Source organism: Cellulomonas xylanilytica, from assembly GCF_007989805.1.
Lineage (GTDB): Bacteria > Actinomycetota > Actinomycetes > Actinomycetales > Cellulomonadaceae > Cellulomonas > Cellulomonas xylanilytica.
In genome coordinates, this window is record NZ_BJUB01000005.1 from 194,561 (window position 1) to 210,503 (window position 15,943).

The 15,943-nt window shown below is 68.7% G+C and carries 14 protein-coding genes and 1 tRNA gene; 7 read left to right on the plus strand and 8 right to left on the minus strand.

What is annotated here, in order from left to right; genetic code table 11:
- Positions 1 to 7 precede the first annotated feature (7 nt).
- On the minus strand, positions 8 to 1,264 hold the full coding sequence (locus tag CXY01_RS09715) for an ABC transporter substrate-binding protein (RefSeq protein ID WP_146927221.1): 1,257 nt from the start codon (positions 1,262 to 1,264) through the stop codon (positions 8 to 10).
- A gap of 160 nt (positions 1,265 to 1,424) precedes the next feature.
- On the opposite strand from CXY01_RS09715, the gene CXY01_RS09720 reads away from it, so the two are divergent.
- Positions 1,425 to 2,426: a LacI family DNA-binding transcriptional regulator gene (locus CXY01_RS09720; RefSeq protein ID WP_146927222.1), complete on the plus strand. Its 1,002-nt coding sequence runs from the start codon at positions 1,425 to 1,427 to the stop codon at positions 2,424 to 2,426.
- Between the two features lie 94 nt (positions 2,427 to 2,520).
- Complete coding sequence (locus CXY01_RS09725; RefSeq protein ID WP_146927223.1) at positions 2,521 to 3,369, plus strand: SDR family oxidoreductase; 849 nt, start codon at positions 2,521 to 2,523, stop codon at positions 3,367 to 3,369.
- A 30-nt stretch (positions 3,370 to 3,399) separates the two neighbouring features.
- On the opposite strand, the gene CXY01_RS09730 is transcribed toward CXY01_RS09725, so the two are convergent.
- The 3 genes from CXY01_RS09730 to CXY01_RS09740 all read right to left on the minus strand — a co-directional run bounded on the left by CXY01_RS09730 (position 3,400) and on the right by CXY01_RS09740 (position 7,676).
- A complete protein-coding gene (locus tag CXY01_RS09730) occupies positions 3,400 to 3,774 on the minus strand; it encodes a hypothetical protein (RefSeq protein WP_146927224.1) in 375 nt (124 codons plus the stop codon).
- Between the two features lie 19 nt (positions 3,775 to 3,793).
- Positions 3,794 to 5,938 (minus strand): DEAD/DEAH box helicase, encoded by a 2,145-nt coding sequence (locus tag CXY01_RS09735; RefSeq protein ID WP_146927225.1) that lies wholly within the window; start codon positions 5,936 to 5,938, stop codon positions 3,794 to 3,796.
- A gap of 292 nt (positions 5,939 to 6,230) precedes the next feature.
- Positions 6,231 to 7,676, minus strand: a complete 1,446-nt coding sequence (locus CXY01_RS09740) for a DUF1254 domain-containing protein (RefSeq protein ID WP_146927226.1) — start codon at positions 7,674 to 7,676, stop codon at positions 6,231 to 6,233.
- Positions 7,677 to 7,837: 161 nt separating this feature from the next.
- Between CXY01_RS09740 and CXY01_RS09745 the strand changes: the two genes are divergently transcribed.
- The 4 genes from CXY01_RS09745 to CXY01_RS09760 all read left to right on the plus strand — a co-directional run bounded on the left by CXY01_RS09745 (position 7,838) and on the right by CXY01_RS09760 (position 13,003).
- Positions 7,838 to 8,404 (plus strand): dihydrofolate reductase family protein, encoded by a 567-nt coding sequence (locus CXY01_RS09745; protein ID WP_146927227.1) that lies wholly within the window; start codon positions 7,838 to 7,840, stop codon positions 8,402 to 8,404.
- Between the two features lie 184 nt (positions 8,405 to 8,588).
- Complete coding sequence (locus tag CXY01_RS09750) at positions 8,589 to 10,205, plus strand: LCP family glycopolymer transferase (RefSeq protein WP_186813354.1); 1,617 nt, start codon at positions 8,589 to 8,591, stop codon at positions 10,203 to 10,205.
- 609 nt (positions 10,206 to 10,814) lie between these two features.
- On the plus strand, positions 10,815 to 11,966 hold the full coding sequence (locus tag CXY01_RS21035; protein WP_222594524.1) for a hypothetical protein: 1,152 nt from the start codon (positions 10,815 to 10,817) through the stop codon (positions 11,964 to 11,966).
- 11 nt (positions 11,967 to 11,977) lie between these two features.
- On the plus strand, positions 11,978 to 13,003 hold the full coding sequence (locus tag CXY01_RS09760) for a hypothetical protein (protein ID WP_146927229.1): 1,026 nt from the start codon (positions 11,978 to 11,980) through the stop codon (positions 13,001 to 13,003).
- A gap of 247 nt (positions 13,004 to 13,250) precedes the next feature.
- Here CXY01_RS09760 and CXY01_RS09765 read toward each other — a convergent pair whose 3' ends face one another.
- Entirely contained in the window at positions 13,251 to 13,568 is a 318-nt protein-coding gene (locus tag CXY01_RS09765) for a hypothetical protein (protein WP_146927230.1), read from the minus strand.
- A gap of 360 nt (positions 13,569 to 13,928) precedes the next feature.
- Between CXY01_RS09765 and CXY01_RS09770 the strand changes: the two genes are divergently transcribed.
- The gene (locus CXY01_RS09770; RefSeq protein ID WP_246125206.1) at positions 13,929 to 14,642 is read left to right on the plus strand and encodes a tyrosine-type recombinase/integrase; all 714 of its coding nucleotides are present in this window, start codon (positions 13,929 to 13,931) and stop codon (positions 14,640 to 14,642) included.
- 23 nt (positions 14,643 to 14,665) lie between these two features.
- On the opposite strand, the gene CXY01_RS09775 is transcribed toward CXY01_RS09770, so the two are convergent.
- The 3 genes from CXY01_RS09775 to CXY01_RS09785 form a co-directional block, all read right to left on the minus strand.
- Entirely contained in the window at positions 14,666 to 15,211 is a 546-nt protein-coding gene (locus tag CXY01_RS09775; RefSeq protein ID WP_146927231.1) for a hypothetical protein, read from the minus strand.
- 178 nt (positions 15,212 to 15,389) lie between these two features.
- Positions 15,390 to 15,462 (minus strand) — tRNA-Arg (locus CXY01_RS09780).
- A 79-nt stretch (positions 15,463 to 15,541) separates the two neighbouring features.
- A complete protein-coding gene (locus CXY01_RS09785; protein ID WP_146927232.1) occupies positions 15,542 to 15,907 on the minus strand; it encodes a VOC family protein in 366 nt (121 codons plus the stop codon).
- Positions 15,908 to 15,943 lie beyond the last annotated feature (36 nt).

The following is a 15,943-nucleotide window of genomic DNA, read 5'->3' on the forward strand; positions in this document are numbered from 1 at the left end:
CGCGGTCTCAGGAAGCGGCGAGCTTCGTGTCGAGGGCTTCGGCGACCTGCTCGGGCTCCACCTCGCCGCGGATCATGCGCTGGATCTGGGCGACGGCCTCGACGTTGAGCACGTCCTCGGCCCGCTGCCAGGCGATCATCGGCAGGTACAGCTGGCCCTCGCGGATCGACGGCACCATCGGCTCGAACGTGGGGTCGACCGGCGGCTCGAAGTCGCTGGTGACCGTGACGTCGTTGGTCAGGCTCTGGAACAGCTCGACCGCCTCGGGCGTGGCGAGCCAGCGCAGGAACGTCTTGGCGGCCTCCTGCTTGTCCTCGTCGGCCTTGGAGTTGATGGCGTAGCCGGGCGACGCGGCGCCGGCCGCGAACGGCTCGCCACCGTCGATCGCCGGCACCAGCGAGAACGAGAAGTCGAGGTCGGGGTTCGCCTCCTTCAGCGCGCCGATGAACCACGGACCGCCGTTGATGACCGCGACACGGCCGTTGGCGAACTCGTCGCGCACCTGGTCGCCGTCGAGCCCGACGACGTCCGGGGACATGAGCCCCTCCTCGAAGATCCGGTTGTACTCCTCGAGCTCGGGCGTCCACTGCTCGGCGAACGTGGACTCGCCCGAAAAGATCTGGTCGTCGAGCGACGGCTCCATCTCCGCGTTCTTGGCGCCGACCCACGCCGAGACGGTGGTCGGCATCTGGTCGACGCTCTCGAGGAACGGCGTGATCCCCGCGTCCTGGAGCTTGGCGCACATCTCGAGGAACTCGTCCCAGGTCTCCGGCACCGCGTCGTACCCGACCTGCGCCAGGAGCTCCTTGTTGTAGAGGTACCCGGCGGCCCACGACGACAGGGACAGGCCGTAGTACTTGCCGTCACGGCCGTAGGTCTCGAGGTTGAACGGCTCGACGTTCTCGACGAAGTCCTCGCCCGACAGGTCCAGCACGTGCTCGCCGTTGATGAGGTTCGTCTTGTTCTCCGCAGCGATGAGGAAGACGTCGGGAGCCGTGCCGGACAGCACGCGGGTCTGCAGCGCCTGGATGTACTCGGCGACCGGCGGCGAGTACGAGGCCTCGACGTCGATGTCGGGGTGGTCCTCCTCGAACGCGTCGATGACCTGCTCCATCTGCTCCTCACCCGTCCAGGAGAGGAACGTCAGCGTGGTGGTGCCGCCGGAGTCTCCGCCGTCGCCGGAGTCGCCGCTGCACGCGGTGAGCGCCAGGGCGGCTGCCGCGGCGAGGGCGGCCAGCGCGGTGGGACGTGAGCGTCGCTTCATTGCAGGGCTCCTTCGGTGCTTGCGCGTCAGGGTGGGCTACGATCGTGTTTATCGATATACCACCGTGTGTGACGACGACTGTGCACGCTGCTCTCCCGTACCGTCAAGTGTGGGAGCGCATCCAATTGTTAACGCTCACATTTCGCGAGAGGGGTCGCCCGTGACGACGCTCAAGGACGTCGCCCGAGCCTCCGGCGTGTCCGTGATGACGGTGTCCAACGTCATCAACGGTGTCCCCCGGGTCGGCCCCGCCACCCGCGAGCGCGTGCTGGGCGCCATCGCCGATCTCGGCTACGAGGTCAACCTCACCGCCCGGCGGCTGCGCTCCGGCACCAGCGGGACCGTCGCGCTCGTCGTCCCCCGCGCCGACCACCCGTACTTCGGCGAGCTCGCCGACGCGTTCACCTCCGTGCTGCGCGCCACCGGCCGCCACCTCGTCATCGAGCAGAGCGGCGCCAGCAAGGAGGGCGAGCTCACCGCGCTGTCCCAGGCACGCCTCCAGATGTACGACGGCGTCCTGCTCAGCGCGGTCGGCCTCCAGTACGCCGACGTCGACCGCGTCCAGGCCGACCTGCCCCTGGTCCTGCTCGGCGAGAAGCCGATGCCACCGCAGTTCGACCAGATCCAGCTGGGCAACGTCGAGGGCGCCCAGCTGGCCACCGCACACCTGCTCGACCGCGGCGCGCGGTCCGTCGCCCTCGTCGGCGGCCTGACCGGTCCCACCGACGGCGGCATGCAGGACCAGCGCACCGAGGGCTGGCGCGCCGCCCACCGGGCCGCCGGACGCACCCCCGACGACCGGCTGATCCTGAACCCTCCCGCCCTCGAGATGGCCGCCAGCCGGCAGACCATCCGCGACGCCGTCTCCGGCGGGCTCCAGCTGGACGCCGTGTTCGCGATCACCGACCAGGCGGCCATCGGCGTCGTCGCCGGCCTGCGCGACGTCGGGCTGCGCGTGCCGGACGACGTGCAGGTCGTCGGGTTCGACAACCTCGCGATCGGCGCGCACCTGTGGCCGGAGCTCACCACCGTCGACCCGAGCAACCACTGGCTCGTCACCGAGGCCGTGCGGCTGCTGGAGCGGCGGATGGCCGGTGAGCACGGGGACGCCGAGCACCTCGTGACGCCGGTGAGCCTGGTGGTGCGCGGGTCGACGCGCTGAGGTCCTCCGGCGGTACACCCTCCAGCAGTGACTTCCTCGCGAGCTCGTCGGGGCGTTGCATGGCGTCATCACCGCCATCGACGGAGGACGGGACATGAGCGAGCAGCAGGTGTGGCTGATCACCGGGGCGAGCCGGGGCATGGGAGTGGACTTCGCGCAGGCGGCCCTGGCGGCCGGGCACGCGGTCGTCGCCACCGGCCGCGACCCGCAGAAGGTCACGGCCGCCGTCGGCGCGCACGAGAATCTGCTGGCGGTGCGGCTCGACGTCACCGACCCGGCCGACGCGAGCGCCGCCGTACAGGCCGCCGTCGACCGGTTCGGGCGCATCGACGTGCTGGTGAACAACGCCGCCAACTTCTACGCCGGGTTCTTCGAGGAGATCACGCCCGACGACTTCCGCGCGCAGGTCGAGACCAACCTGTTCGGCCCGGTCAACGTGACGCGCGCCGTCCTGCCGGTCATGCGCGCGCAGCGCTCCGGGCTCGTCGTGACCATCTCCTCGACCGCCGGGCTCGTGGGCGGGGAGTTCACGTCGGCGTACGCGACCTCGAAGTTCGCGGTCGAGGGCTGGATGGAGTCGCTCACCCCCGAGATCGCGCCGTTCGGCATCCGCACGATGCTCGTCGAGCCCGGCTTCTTCCGGACCGACCTGCTCACCCCGGAGTCGACGACCTACGCCGAGCCGTCCCTCGACGACTACGCCGAGCGCACCCGGCAGACCGTCACCGCGTGGACCGCGATGAACGGCCAGCAGAGCGGCGACCCCGCCAAGCTCGCCGCGGCGCTCGTGCAGCTCGCCGCGCTCGACGACCCGCCCCTGCGGTTCGCGGCCGGCGCCGACGCGGTCGGAGCGTTCGAGCAGAAGGCCCAGGACCTGCTCGACCAGGCCCACGCCCATCACGACCTGTCGTCCTCCCTCGCGCACGACGACGGGACGCGCTGACCTCGCCGCCCTCGACGGGCGGCGACACGCTCAGGAGCCGCCGGCGTCCGTCCCGAACCGGGCGGGGCGGTCCTTCGCGGGACGTCGGCGAGTGCGCGCCAGCGGCCGGACCTCTCCCTCGAGGTACGTGACCGCAGCGAGGGCCATGACGTGGTTGTGCGTGACCTGCCGCCCCTCGACGGGAAGCGGAAAGCTGCGGTCCTCGTACCACGACGAGATCGTCTGGATCGAGAGCAGGGTCGCGTCGTCGATCATCAGGGCGAGGTCGGCGAGGTCGTCCTCGCCCAGGTCCCACAGGGCCGACGCGAGCACGCTCCGCGAGAAGCTCACGCTGAACTGAGGACGCGGTTGCAGGAGTCGCTGCAGCACCCGTTCCGCGTCGGAGCCGCCCCGCGTCCCGGTCATCGTCGGCCGCGCACCCTGCTCAGGCCACGCCCTCGGCGGCGAGCGCGTCGGTCAGCAGCCCGACCAGCGCCTCGAGCTGCACGTCCGTCGACGACGTGACGTCCTCGTCGCCGGCCCCGTCCAGCGCTCGGGCGGCCAGGCCCGACTTGCTGTCGATGAGCTCGGCGATCTTGGAGTCGATGGTCTGCGCCGCGATGACCCGCCACGCGGTGACGGGCTCGGCCTGGCCGATCCGGTGGATCCGGTCGATGGCCTGGGTCTGCTCGGCGTAGGTCCACGACAGCTCCGCCAGCACCAGGTTGGACGCCACCTGCAGGTTCAGCCCCACGCCGGCGGCCGTCAGCGAGCAGACCACGATCTGCACCTCGGGGTCGTCGACGAACGCGGCGATGTTCTTCTTGCGGGCGGTGGGCGTCTGCTCGCCGCGGATGGAGGCGTAGCGGATGCCGCGGTCGGCGAACGTCTGCTCGGCCTGGTCCATGACGTCGACGTGCTTGGCGAAGAACACGACCTTGCCGACGTTGCGGGCCAGCTGCGCGGCGTAGTCGGCGGCCAGCCCGGCCTTCGCCTGACCGATCCGCCGGACCATCGTGAAGACGTTCTCGCCGCCGGCCTTCGAGCTCGAGTCCTTGAGCTCCGCCGCCGCGACCCGTCGCGCCAGGTCGAGGTCGATGCCCTCGACCGGCTCGTCGCTCGCGCGCGCCGCCAGGGCGGACCGGTAGTGCTCGACCATCCGGGCCGCGAGCGCGGCCTCGGCCGCACGGATCGACCGGCCGACCGCGCCGTCCAGCTCGACCGGCAGGTCTGCGACCCGGCGCGCGGGGATGTCCGCGACCACGTCGACCTTGCGACGACGCACGATGCCCATGTCGATCACGGCCGTCCGTGCAGCGGCGTAGAAGCCGGGCTCGGCCGGGGTGAGCCCGGTCTCCTCGAGGGCCGCCATCAGTGGTCCGAGCGGCTTGGTGTCGTCGATCCAGCCGAGGAACTGCCAGATCGCGCGGAAGTCCTCGATGTCGTTGATCAATGGCGTGCCCGTGAGCGCCATCAGGAGCGGCCGCCCGACGCGCGCGCGGATCCGCTCCGACAGCGCGAGCACGTGCTGCGAGCGCTGGGACGTCTTGTTCTTGATGAAGTGCGCCTCGTCGACGACCATCCCGCGGAAGCCGAGGTCCCCGAGCCAGCCGACGTGCCGGTCCAGCAGCTCGTAGTTCACGATCACGACGTCCGCGAACCCGTCCATCCGGTCGCCGTCGCCGTGCACCACGGTGGGTCGTCGGAACGGCGTCCACAGCCCGACCTCGTGCGCCCAGTTCGTCTTGACGACGTTCGGCACCACGACCAGCAGCGGGTAGGCGTTGGCGGCCTGCGCGGCCAGCAGCGCCTGTGCGGTCTTGCCGAGCCCGGGCTCGTCGGCCAGCAGGAACGTCCGGTGACCGGCGGTCGTCGCCGCGACGACCTGCGCCTGGTGCGGCATCAGCTCCCGCCCGGCGGGCGTCGGCACCGGACGCGGCTCGGGCAGCGGCATGCACGCGGGCGCACCCGTCGCCGCACGCTCGAACGAGTTGAACAGGGGGTCGAGCAGCTCCCAGCCGGCCAGCCGCCGCGCACGCGTCGCGGTCCGTTCCGCCGCCGCCTCGTAGTCCGGGGCCAGGAACGGGTTGGCCAGCTGGCGCGAGATCACCGACCGCGGCACCACGCGCGTCGCGGTGCTCGGCGCCGGCGCCGCCTTCTCGACGGGCGCGGGCTCCTCCGGCGGCTCCAGCCCGCCCGCGCGCATCACCGTCGCCTTGTAGGCGCGCGCCGCGTCGGACACCCGGGCGTCGTCGGCCAGCAGCTCGAGCAGCGATGTGTCGCGCGCGGCGGTCCGGGCCAGCATCGTCGCCACCCCGTCGAGCCGCTTGAGCTGCTCCCCGCGTCGCGACGCCGACAGGCCGGTGTCCGCCCGCACCCGGTCCCGCTCCTCGCGCACGAGCAGCGCCACCACCTGGAACTTCGTGCGCACGGCCGGCCGCGTCGGGGGCCGCTGCACGGCCTTGTCCACCTCGCGCGCGATGTCCGCCAGCACGGGGATGAGCCCCTGCTCGGAGGGACGCGGAGCGCGGCGCTGGTTGCCGGAGTCAGCGCGCGCGCCAGCGGAACCGCGTCGGCCCTGTCGTGCCACAGCTCCTCCTTCTCAGCGTCACGCCGCGACCGCGGCAGCCAGCAACGTCACGAGCGCGCTCGCCCGTGACCGGTCGGGCCCGGTCACCGCGGGGCACGGCGCTCGCACCGTGTTCGCGTCCCCGGTCGCTGCCGCAGCCCGCACTCAGGCCGATGGTGCACGTCGCCGGGTGTCTCCATGTACGCCGCGGAGGACGATCGTGGCCAGCGTGATTCGCTGACGAACCTGGAGCCTACCGCCGGGCGGCTCCAGGACGTCAGATGCCGCGTCGCTGTGCGGCGAGCGGGTTTTCTCAGCCGATCGGCTCGAACTCGTGGAGCCGCCACGTCTGGTCGAACCACGGCTCGAGCGGCCCATAGAGCCGGAAGAGCTGGAACCACGACTTGCCCGGGATGGTCTCCACCCAGTTCGACTCCTTGCCCTCCGGGGCGGTCGGGCCGAAGTACAGGTCGAAGGAGCCGTCGTCGTTGGCCTGCAAGGTGCCGGTGTTGCTGGCCAGCGCCGGCCAGATCGTCGACGGCACCTGCAGCAGCGAGCGCGTCTGGGTGTCGTAGACGTCGACGGACCAGAAGTTCTTCGCCGGTGGGTTGGCATCGACGTGCAGGCGGTACGTCTTCGCGCCGTCGAGCAGGACGCCGTTGCTGTCGTGGATCGTGTACGCGTAGGCCGACCCGGCCCCGACCTGCGCGTGGGCCATCGCCGGCGTGACCACCGTGGCCAGGTAGTGGAACTGGGTGCGGGCGTCGAGCAGCCGGGCGCCGTTGCGCAGGAACTCGTAGCTGCCCCCGACGAACCCGACCTTCCACGACCCGTACAGCGAGGCCTCCTCGTCGCGCGGCGCGTAGGCGATCGTGCGCGCCAGTCCGGCACCGACCTGCGCGGCCTGGGACAGGATCGCGCGCATCCGGTCGTCCGGAGCGAACGGCCGACCCTTCACCAGCCCGATCGCCGCCAGCTGCCCCGACCGCTCGGCGTCGAGCGCGTCGGTCGGCTCCTCCTGGACCAGCTCGTCCAGCTCCGAGAAGAACGAGAGGTCGTTGGCGTGGACGGTGTTGATCACCGCGTCCGACAGGTTGACGAACTCGTTCGGCTCCGGCGCAGCAGCCAACTCCGCGAGCGGGTAGATCTTCGTCTGCTTCATCGCCGGCACCCCGCCGAGCGCCCGCAGGATCACCCAGTTCGAGAACGTCGGCGTCCGGTACGTGAAGTACCCGTCGGGGACCTCGCCGTCGTATCCCGGCGGAAGGAACAGGTACTTCCCACCGGCGCCGCGGTCCGGCCCCGGAATGCCCATGTCGGCGACGTAGCGGAACCAGAAGTCGTCCACGACGCACAACGACTGCGGCGGTGCCTCGATGACCGTCGGACCCCACTCCCGCAGGTCCAGGAACGTGGTCCCGTAGGTGGTCTCGGTGTTCGGGGTGAGGAACAGGCTGTTCGAGTTGGCCCGCGGCTCCGTGATGCCGATGACGCGCGCCGACGAGATCCCCGCGGCTCTCAGCCCACGACGCATCGCCACGAGCGACGCCCCGGGCACCGCGTTGAGGAACACCTCGATCCCGCGCATCAGATCCAGCGCGTCGTACGCCGACGTCACCGTCTCGGGCGTCGGCACCCCGTCGAAGAACCTCAGCTTTCCGAACGGCGAGTCCACCACGTCCGGCGACGAGAGCGACGCGATCGCCTCCCCCATCTGCTCGGGTGACAACCCGGTTCCTGCGGTGCCCTCGGTCGACATGCGCACTCCTTCGTCAGGGTTTCTTCCTGTGCGCCCACTCTGGCACCGGCGCGCACCTCGTCCCGTGGTTTCGGCACCATGACCGACGAGCGCGTCCGATGGTGTTGCCCGTGTCGGTGCCACCCAGCACGCTGGAGCCCTCGTCACGACGGAGGACCCCCATGGGCAAGCTGATCTACGCCGCTAGCATCTCGCTCGACGGATTCTTGGAGGACGAGAACGGCTCCTTCGACTGGTCCGTGCCCGACGAGGAGCTGCACGCCATCTGGAACCAGCACGAGCGGCAGATCGGCACCTCGCTCTACGGGCGACGCATGTACGAGACGATGCGCGTCTGGGAGGACGACGACTGGCTGGTCGACGAGCCGCCGGTCATTCGCGAGTACGCCCAGATCTGGCGCGACGCCGACAAGATCGTCTACTCCACGACGCTCGACGACGTCTCGACCGCGCGCACGACGATCGAGCGGACGTTCGACCCCGAGAAGGTGCGACAGCTCAAGGAGACCTCCGGCTCGGACCTGAGCATCGGAGGCGCGGGCATCGCGGTCGAGGCCTTCCGGCACGGCCTTGTCGACGAGTGCGTCCTGGTGCTGTGCCCGGTCATCGTGGGCGGCGGCAAGCCGGCCCTGCCCCGGGGCATCCGGCTCGACCTCGAGCTGCTGGAGAGCCGGCGATTCGGCAGCGGCGTGGTGTACCTGCGCCATGCGGTCAGAAAAGCCGACTGACCTTCTGACGGCCTGGTCGGACCCGACCGCCTCGCCGCACGAACGCCTGACCAGCGGCATCGACCGAGCAACGGGATCGCGAGCGGACATGGCCGACGACGCTCGTCGTGGGCAGAAAGCCATCTGGACAATTCCGACGAAGCGGCCCATAGCGGGCGTCCAGTTTGTGTCACACACTGGCCCGATGAGCCCGTCCGAGGCAGTCCCGTCGACGGCCGTGGCGAGCCGCTTCGACGTGCTGCTGGTGGGCACCACGAACGTGGGTCGCTCGCTCGCGGCCGAGCGGCTCCTACGCGCCCGGCTCGGGGTGGACAGCGCCGTGACGGTGACGAGCGCCGGAGTCTATGCCGCAGCGGACGATCCGGTCCCCGAGCATTTGAGAGACCTCCTCGCGCGCGAAGGCGTGGCCGTCGAAGGCCACCACCCGCGGGAGCTCAGCGCGACCATGGTGGAGTCGGCCGACCTCGTCCTCACCACGTCCCGGCAGGAGCGGTCGGCGGTGGTCCGCAAGGTTCCCGCGGCGGTGCGGCGGACCTTCACGCTGTCCGAGCTGGCCCGGGTCGCCACGTCACTGGGCCCGTCGGCCCTGCCTGAGGGTGACGTCGCGGCGCGCTTGTCGGCGCTGGCCGACGCCGCCGCGATGCACCTCGCGGGCACCGCACCGCTGACCGCCGCCGACGACGACATCCCGGACCCCGCGGCGGCCGGCCGGCGCCGCTACGAGAAGTCGTTCGTCCAGGTCCGAGCCGCCGTGGACGGCATAGCGTGGTCCCTTCTCTCGCCTCCCGACGAGCCCGGCCCGCCCCCGCCAGAGGTACCGCACGCTTCCCCCCACCACCGCGCCCGGAACATCGCGATCGCGGTCGTCGGATCGTTGGTCCTGCTGATCGTCCTCGCCACGGGCGGCGCCCTCGTCGTCGCCGGCGCCCTCGACAACCGGCTCGAGCGCTTCCCCGACCCCGTGGGCCTGACAGACCGGCCGGACCCGTTCCCACCGGCCACGGTGGGCGGACGCGCGCCGGTCACCATCCTCGTGCTCGGCTCGACGGACGACGTCCGCACCGAGGGCGGCCAGGACTGGGCCGCCGCAGCCGCCCAGACCGACATGGTCATGCTCGCGCACGTCTCGGCTGACCGGTCCAGCGTGCAGGTCATCGCGATGCCGCCCGACCTCTCCGTGGACGTGCCCGGTTCGGGTCCTGGGACCCTGCGCTCCGCCTTCGCGCAGGGAGGCCCGTCGGGCGCGGTGCAGACGGTCGAGCAGCTGACGAACGTGCGCCTCGACCACGTGGCGCTCACCGACTCCGAGACGTTCGCCCGGGTGACCGACGGGCTCGGCGGCGTCGAAGTCGACCTGGACAGCAGGCTCGTGGTCAACGGCCGTCAGGTGTCCCCCGCCGGCCTTCACCGGCTCACGGGCGAGGAGGCTCTCGCCTGGGTCCGCGGGGACACCCTCGACGACGTGTCGCGCGCGGAACGCTCGGCGGTGTGGCTCCGGGCGATCCTCGACCGGTCGGGGGATGACGACGTCCGCCGCAACCCGGCCACGTGGCTCCGGCTGCTCGGAGTCGTCGCCGGGTCCGTCGCCGTCGACGAAGCGTTCGACCGGTCCGAGCTGGTCGGACTGCTCACGAGCGTCCGGAACCTCGGTCCCGACGAGGTGCGGGTGGTGCCGGTCCCGACGACGGTCGTGATCACCGGCGACTCCGCCGCGGTGGTGCCCGACGCCGCACCCTTCGGGACTCTGATGGGAGCGCTACGCACTGACACCCTCGACGAGTACCTCGCTGCCGGTCCGTAGACGGAGCGATCACGGCCTCGTCCGCGCGGATGGGCCCACCACCACCATCCGATATAGCCACACGACGCGCCGGGACGTGCACGACGGCGGTCGGCTTCAGAGGACAAGGCGCCGTCTTGGCCCGCGCCAGCCCACGGGCGGCACCAGCACACCGCCAGCGGCATAAAACAACACTGTGTGCGCCTGGGCAGATTCGAACTGCCGACACCCGCTTTAGGAGTTCGATCCGCCACCCTTCACAAGATCCTGACCTGCTGAAATACATGCGCGTAAGGCAGTCCGGGCACCTATTCCGCGCACGATGCTTACCACATGCTGACCACGGACTCATTGGGTAGCTGCCCACGTCACTCCCGGGCCGGGCGCGGGGCTGAGTGCTGAAGCCCCAGCCGAGCCCACGCGCCGGCCTCGAGCCGGTGCGGTGATTGAATCGCGCCGACCGCCGGAGGGGAGCAGTCAGCCGTCCGAGTGTTGTTCTCTTGCACAACCACCTCGACTCCTACTGCTGCCCATAGGATCGTTGACACCGCCCAAGCCTCCGCTCGCTGGCTCGCTCACCGTTCCGAGAGGTCCCTAGCAGCCCGACTGGGCAGACATCGGAGCAGTCGCATGGATTGGATGTACGACGCCCGCACGCAGTGCTGGTCGGTGATGACCTCGTTGGCTGTGGGTGACTACCTGACCCTTGTAGCTCCGGCGCACGACGCCCAGGGCGCACTCAACGGCCAGCGAACCGTTCTCGCCACGACAACCGCAAAACGAATCCGCGCGCGAATGGTGGAGGACCTGAAGAAGGGCGCGACACTGCCGCCCGTTGTCATCGGTGCGGTGCTGGATCCAGACGCCTTCGCGCGGCTCCCCGGAGACGCAAACGCGGATCCGGACTCCTTCTTGCCCGCGGGACGTGAATCGCTGTCGATCATCGATGGTATGCAACGGACCGCGGCTCTGATCGAAGCGGCCACCGAGAACGATGAAGTGTCCGAGAAGAATCTGCGCGTCGAATTCTGGCTCACGGACAACGTTCGCGCCATGATCTACCGCATGCTCATTCTCAACACCGGCCAGGTGCCGTGGACCATGAGTCGCCAACTGTCCGTGGTCTTCGCACCGCTGCTCGACGAGATCGAGGCCAAGGTTCCGGAAATCGAAAAGATGTCGACGCCGGACAAGCCGGGCCGTCGCGTCGGAGCAGCGCAGTATTCCAGCGATGCGCTCATCGAGCTGTACACTGCATTCTCGCTGCGAAAGACAGCAGTCGACTCAAAGGAGGCCATTTCAGATGAGTTCTCCCGACTAGACTTTGTCGATAACCTTGCAGATGCCGGGTTCCAGGAGAACTTCTACGATGCCCTGTCGATGATGGTTCGACTCGACAAGGCGTTTTCTCAATACGAGGGCAATGCAGACGCCCCAGGCGGCAAGCTGGTGTTCGATCGCCAGCCAGCCCGAATAGGCTTCATTGTCGCCCTAGGGATTGCAGTTCTCGGACGCACCGGTGCAGATAAGCCCTCCGAAGAGCGGACCGCTCGAATGGTTCAACTCGTGGCCGCCGAAGGCCGTCTGACAGAGCGACTCGCGACGATGGACCAAGAGTTGCTCGGTGATTTTCTTAGGCTCGACGTTCTTAACGAAGTGCTGGACAAGCGCGTTGGCCAGGTGGGACGTTATGAACGATTAGTCTTCTCCGAGGCGTTCAAGGTCCTGATAGAGGAAGACTTCTCCCTTGACAACATGGAGCCCTGCTGGCGAGCCAGTTGATGAATCGAAGCATGATTAGCGCAAACTCCGCTGTCTTCCGTCGCCTTGCGGACTACTGCGCTGATCACGGGGTGGAAATAGCTGACCCGCGTGGGGCTAGATGGGTTCACGCTAATCCGTCGGCCGATGCATTTTTGATTGGCTTGGATGTTCGCGCGACCCTAAGTTTCGGACGGCACCGGCATCTCGCCTGGCTCGAACACCAGGGGGAGCACTACTTGGCACTCGTCGGATTCACTTTCGAGCCCGACGACCTACGGTACGCGGTTCTCGACGATGTCCAAGGCTTCGATGTCTGCCTGCTCGCGGAGCTGCCTATCTATCCGACGGCGTCCGCCGCACAGGTTCGCAACGTCGTCGAGGCCGGCATCATGGGCGACCCCGGGTACATCGGACACGACAACGCGGCGATCATGGACCTGTTTCCGACAATCCAACTAGTTCAGAACGCGACTCCGCTTCAGGAAGTGATTGCCTGGCCCGCCTTCCTGACGCTGTGCGTTCAGGAGAGTTTAGTCAGCGGCTCGTGGATCCAGGAGCCGCTCGCTGGATCGCTGGTGAGCCTTGCCGAGTTGGAAGTGCCTTCTCTTCCGTATCAGGAACTCTGCCGGGCGGTGCTGGACCTAGATCCTCGAAACGTCTACATGTCGCTCTATCGGTGCATCGAGGCAACATATGCATATGATAGAGCGACTGCTCTCGCTAAACTATTGTCCGTGACGCTTCCCTGGCATGAGATCGCGGCCCAACTCGACGCCGAAATGGGGTGGCGACCGCCGGAGCTGCAGAGCCTGAACGCAACGCTCGCACACGCGAACGAAAGCGATCTATATGAAATCTGCGATTGCCTGAATGCCACTGTAGGAAAAGACGTACGCGCGTCGGCGGGCCGGGCAATTTATCTCCTCAGGAACAAGATCGTTCACTACCGGCCGACCACTGAGCCCTTTCGCATGGACTCGGTCGACTGGAATCGCGCGTGCAACTTGCTCGTCGCCATCTCAGTGGAGGTCTTCGACCACGCCTACGGCGCTTAGTCCGTGCTCGCGGGTCCGGCGAGCTCCCGTAGTCGCGGACGCGTCTCGGCATCCAGGCGACCGTGACCCGTCGCGGAGAGACAGGACCTTGTTCCGGACGGCCGTAGCCCGCCCGCGGACCCGGATCCACCTCAGACGCACCGCCAGCATCCAGAGATGCAAGAAGAGTCGAGGCCTGTAATCGACCTTTGGCGTCCACGGGCCCCGACGGCTGGGCCGGAGGATCGGCGGGTCGCTCAGGTGTCGGTCAGTCCGACAGGAGATGAGTCCACTCGCGGCTGTTGTGCCAGCGCAGGCGAGCTTGGCCCCACGGATCCGGATGCCACGCTGCCCCGGCCTCGATGTCTGCTGCTCGCTGTGCCTCCGCGATCTCCGCCATCGCCCGCGCTTGGGCTGCGTGCTGAGCTGCCGCGAAGATCGCGAGCTGGTGCGCCTGGATCGCCGTCTGCTGGCGCATCAACTCCGTCTGGGCCTGCAACTCCGCAGCAGCTCGCTTGTTGTGCTTCCGCGACTGATTCGTGTTCACGACGACTGACGCGGCCGCAGCCTTCCGGATCAGACCCATGCGGCTCAGGTTAGCGCTGGCGCGGTACGTCTCTTGCCTTCGCCGGGTTTGCCCAGGAGGTCCGTGTCTTTCGGCGATGAGACCGGGGTCCGACCCTCGGTGTCGTGCAGCCCCTCGCTACCTCGATATAGCACCAGCCACCACGCCTCCTGCGCCGCAATGCCTACTGACCCGAGATCCGGCGTCTTGCAGTCGCCCGCGCACACCTGCTCCCGGGAGGGGCACGCAGCGCGATATGTGCGCACCCCTCCGGTTCCTATCGCTAGGTAGACGTCGCGTCTTAGGGACATCCCGGCGCACCTATCACCAGGAGCAACCGCTGCTCGAGCCGCGTGAGGAGGTGGCGCCGTGGTGATGTCGATGCACAAGCTGACCGTCGGCGCCGTCCGCGACCGGCGGATCTCGGTCATCGTCGCCCGCTCGATCCCGCTCCCCAAGGGCACGACCAAACGCGAGCCGCACTGGCTACGCGCGGAACAGCTGGGCAAACTCGCCGACGCCATGCCGCCCAACTGCCGGCCCGTCGTGCTCTTCCTCGGCCTGGCCGGCTGCCGCTTCTCCGAGATGTGCGCGCTGCGGGTCGACGACGTCGTTCAGACACCGCACGGTCTCGGTGTCCGCATCCACCGCGCCGCCCCGCAGTCGAAGCGAACCAGCGGAGCGATCTTCGGCCCGACGAAGACACACCAGACCCGAACGGTGCCGGTCCCACCGACGCTCGAGACCTACGTCCGGGATCGGATCGAGAACGCTCCGTCTGGCTCGTACCTGTTCCCGAGCCCGACGGGCGCGATCTGGACCAACACGAACTTCCGGGTCCGATCGCGGTGGACCGAGACGACACAGTCGGTCGGCCTAGCTGGCACGACGATCCACGACCTCCGCCACACGGCCGCCTCGCTGCTCATCGCGGCCGGCGCCGACGTGAAGGCGGTCCAGATGATCCTCGGCCACGCGACCGCGACGATGACGATGGACCTCTACGGCCACCTCTTCTCAGAGGCGCCGCGGGTGGCGATGGAGCGCATGCCGATGTTTCCGGAGAAGCCTGCGTCACGCGGAGATCGGGAGTGAGCGTGCGCGGACTACAACTGGATTCAGCGTTGCCACGGCCAACGCCGTTTGGCTGAGCTTTGACCCACCTCGAGCGCGGGCGCCAACGCCCGCACGTCGTCGTACGTATCGACGAACCGTCGCAGCTCAGCGTCGTACTGCTGCCTGTCGAACACGAAAGGGCCGCCGGTAAAACGGATCTCCTCCTCGCCGTCGTCCCAGCCGACATCCCAGCCGAACTCGCGCCAAACCACGTGGCTCGTCGAGCGCTCGACCAGAGCGGAGACGACTCCGCACCCGAGATCTCCGCACGCGGGGCAGACATAGAGCGGGACGCGACCATCGGCCAGTTCGGACGGCTCCTCCCCGAGCAGAACGAGCGCATCGCGCGGTCCCGCAGCGGGCCAGTTGTGGACGAGGGCGGACACGTTCTCCCCGGCGGGCCCCCGGCCAGCGTGATCCAGTACCTCGTCCTCTGGCTTGAGCTTCAGAAGATCGCGCAGCGGACGACCGTCGACAACCATCTCCGAAAGGAAGAGCCCAACCTTCTCCGAGCGGCCGGGCACAAGGGTCAGCCGGTTCACGGTCATGGCGGAATGGTTTCACCACAGCGCGGGTGCGGTCACCGCCCTCAGCCGTGTAGGACCCGCCACGCCGATCGCGACGACCACTTGACTACTGACCACATGCTGACCACGAAGCGGACATTGTGGACGCACCGATCACACCAGTCGCACCCGAGAGCAGGCTGACCTGCGCAAACACTTGTGCGCCTGGGCAGATTCGAACTGCCGACACCCGCTTTAGGAGAGCGGTGCTCTATCCCCTGAGCTACAGGCGCGCGGGCCGCGCGAGCGACCCGTGCACGCCCGAAGGGAGCCCGGACGCCGGGTCAGCCTACAAGGCACAACCCGGTCGGTTCACTCCTCGCTGAGGACGCAGAACTCGTTCCCCTCGATGTCCGCCAGGACGACGAACGAGCGCGATGGTCCTTGCCCCACGTCGACTCGGGTTGCTCCGAGGGCCTCGAGCCGGGCGACGTCAGCGTCCTGGTTCGGGGAGTAGAAGTCGAGGTGCACGCGGTTCTTGACGGTCCGCGCCTCGGGGACGGGTTGGAACACGATGCTGGGCGGGCCGTAGACGGTTTCGCCCTCCTGCGCGTGGATGATGGCCTCCCCGCGATCTCCGGACTGGCGGCCGGACCAGCCGAGCGCCTGTTGCCAGAAGTCCGCCACGGCGACGGGGTCGGTGCTGTCGATGACGATTCCGCTGAAGGTGAGAGTCATGCCCTTCATGGTGCATGTGGGGTCTGACAGTCCGCG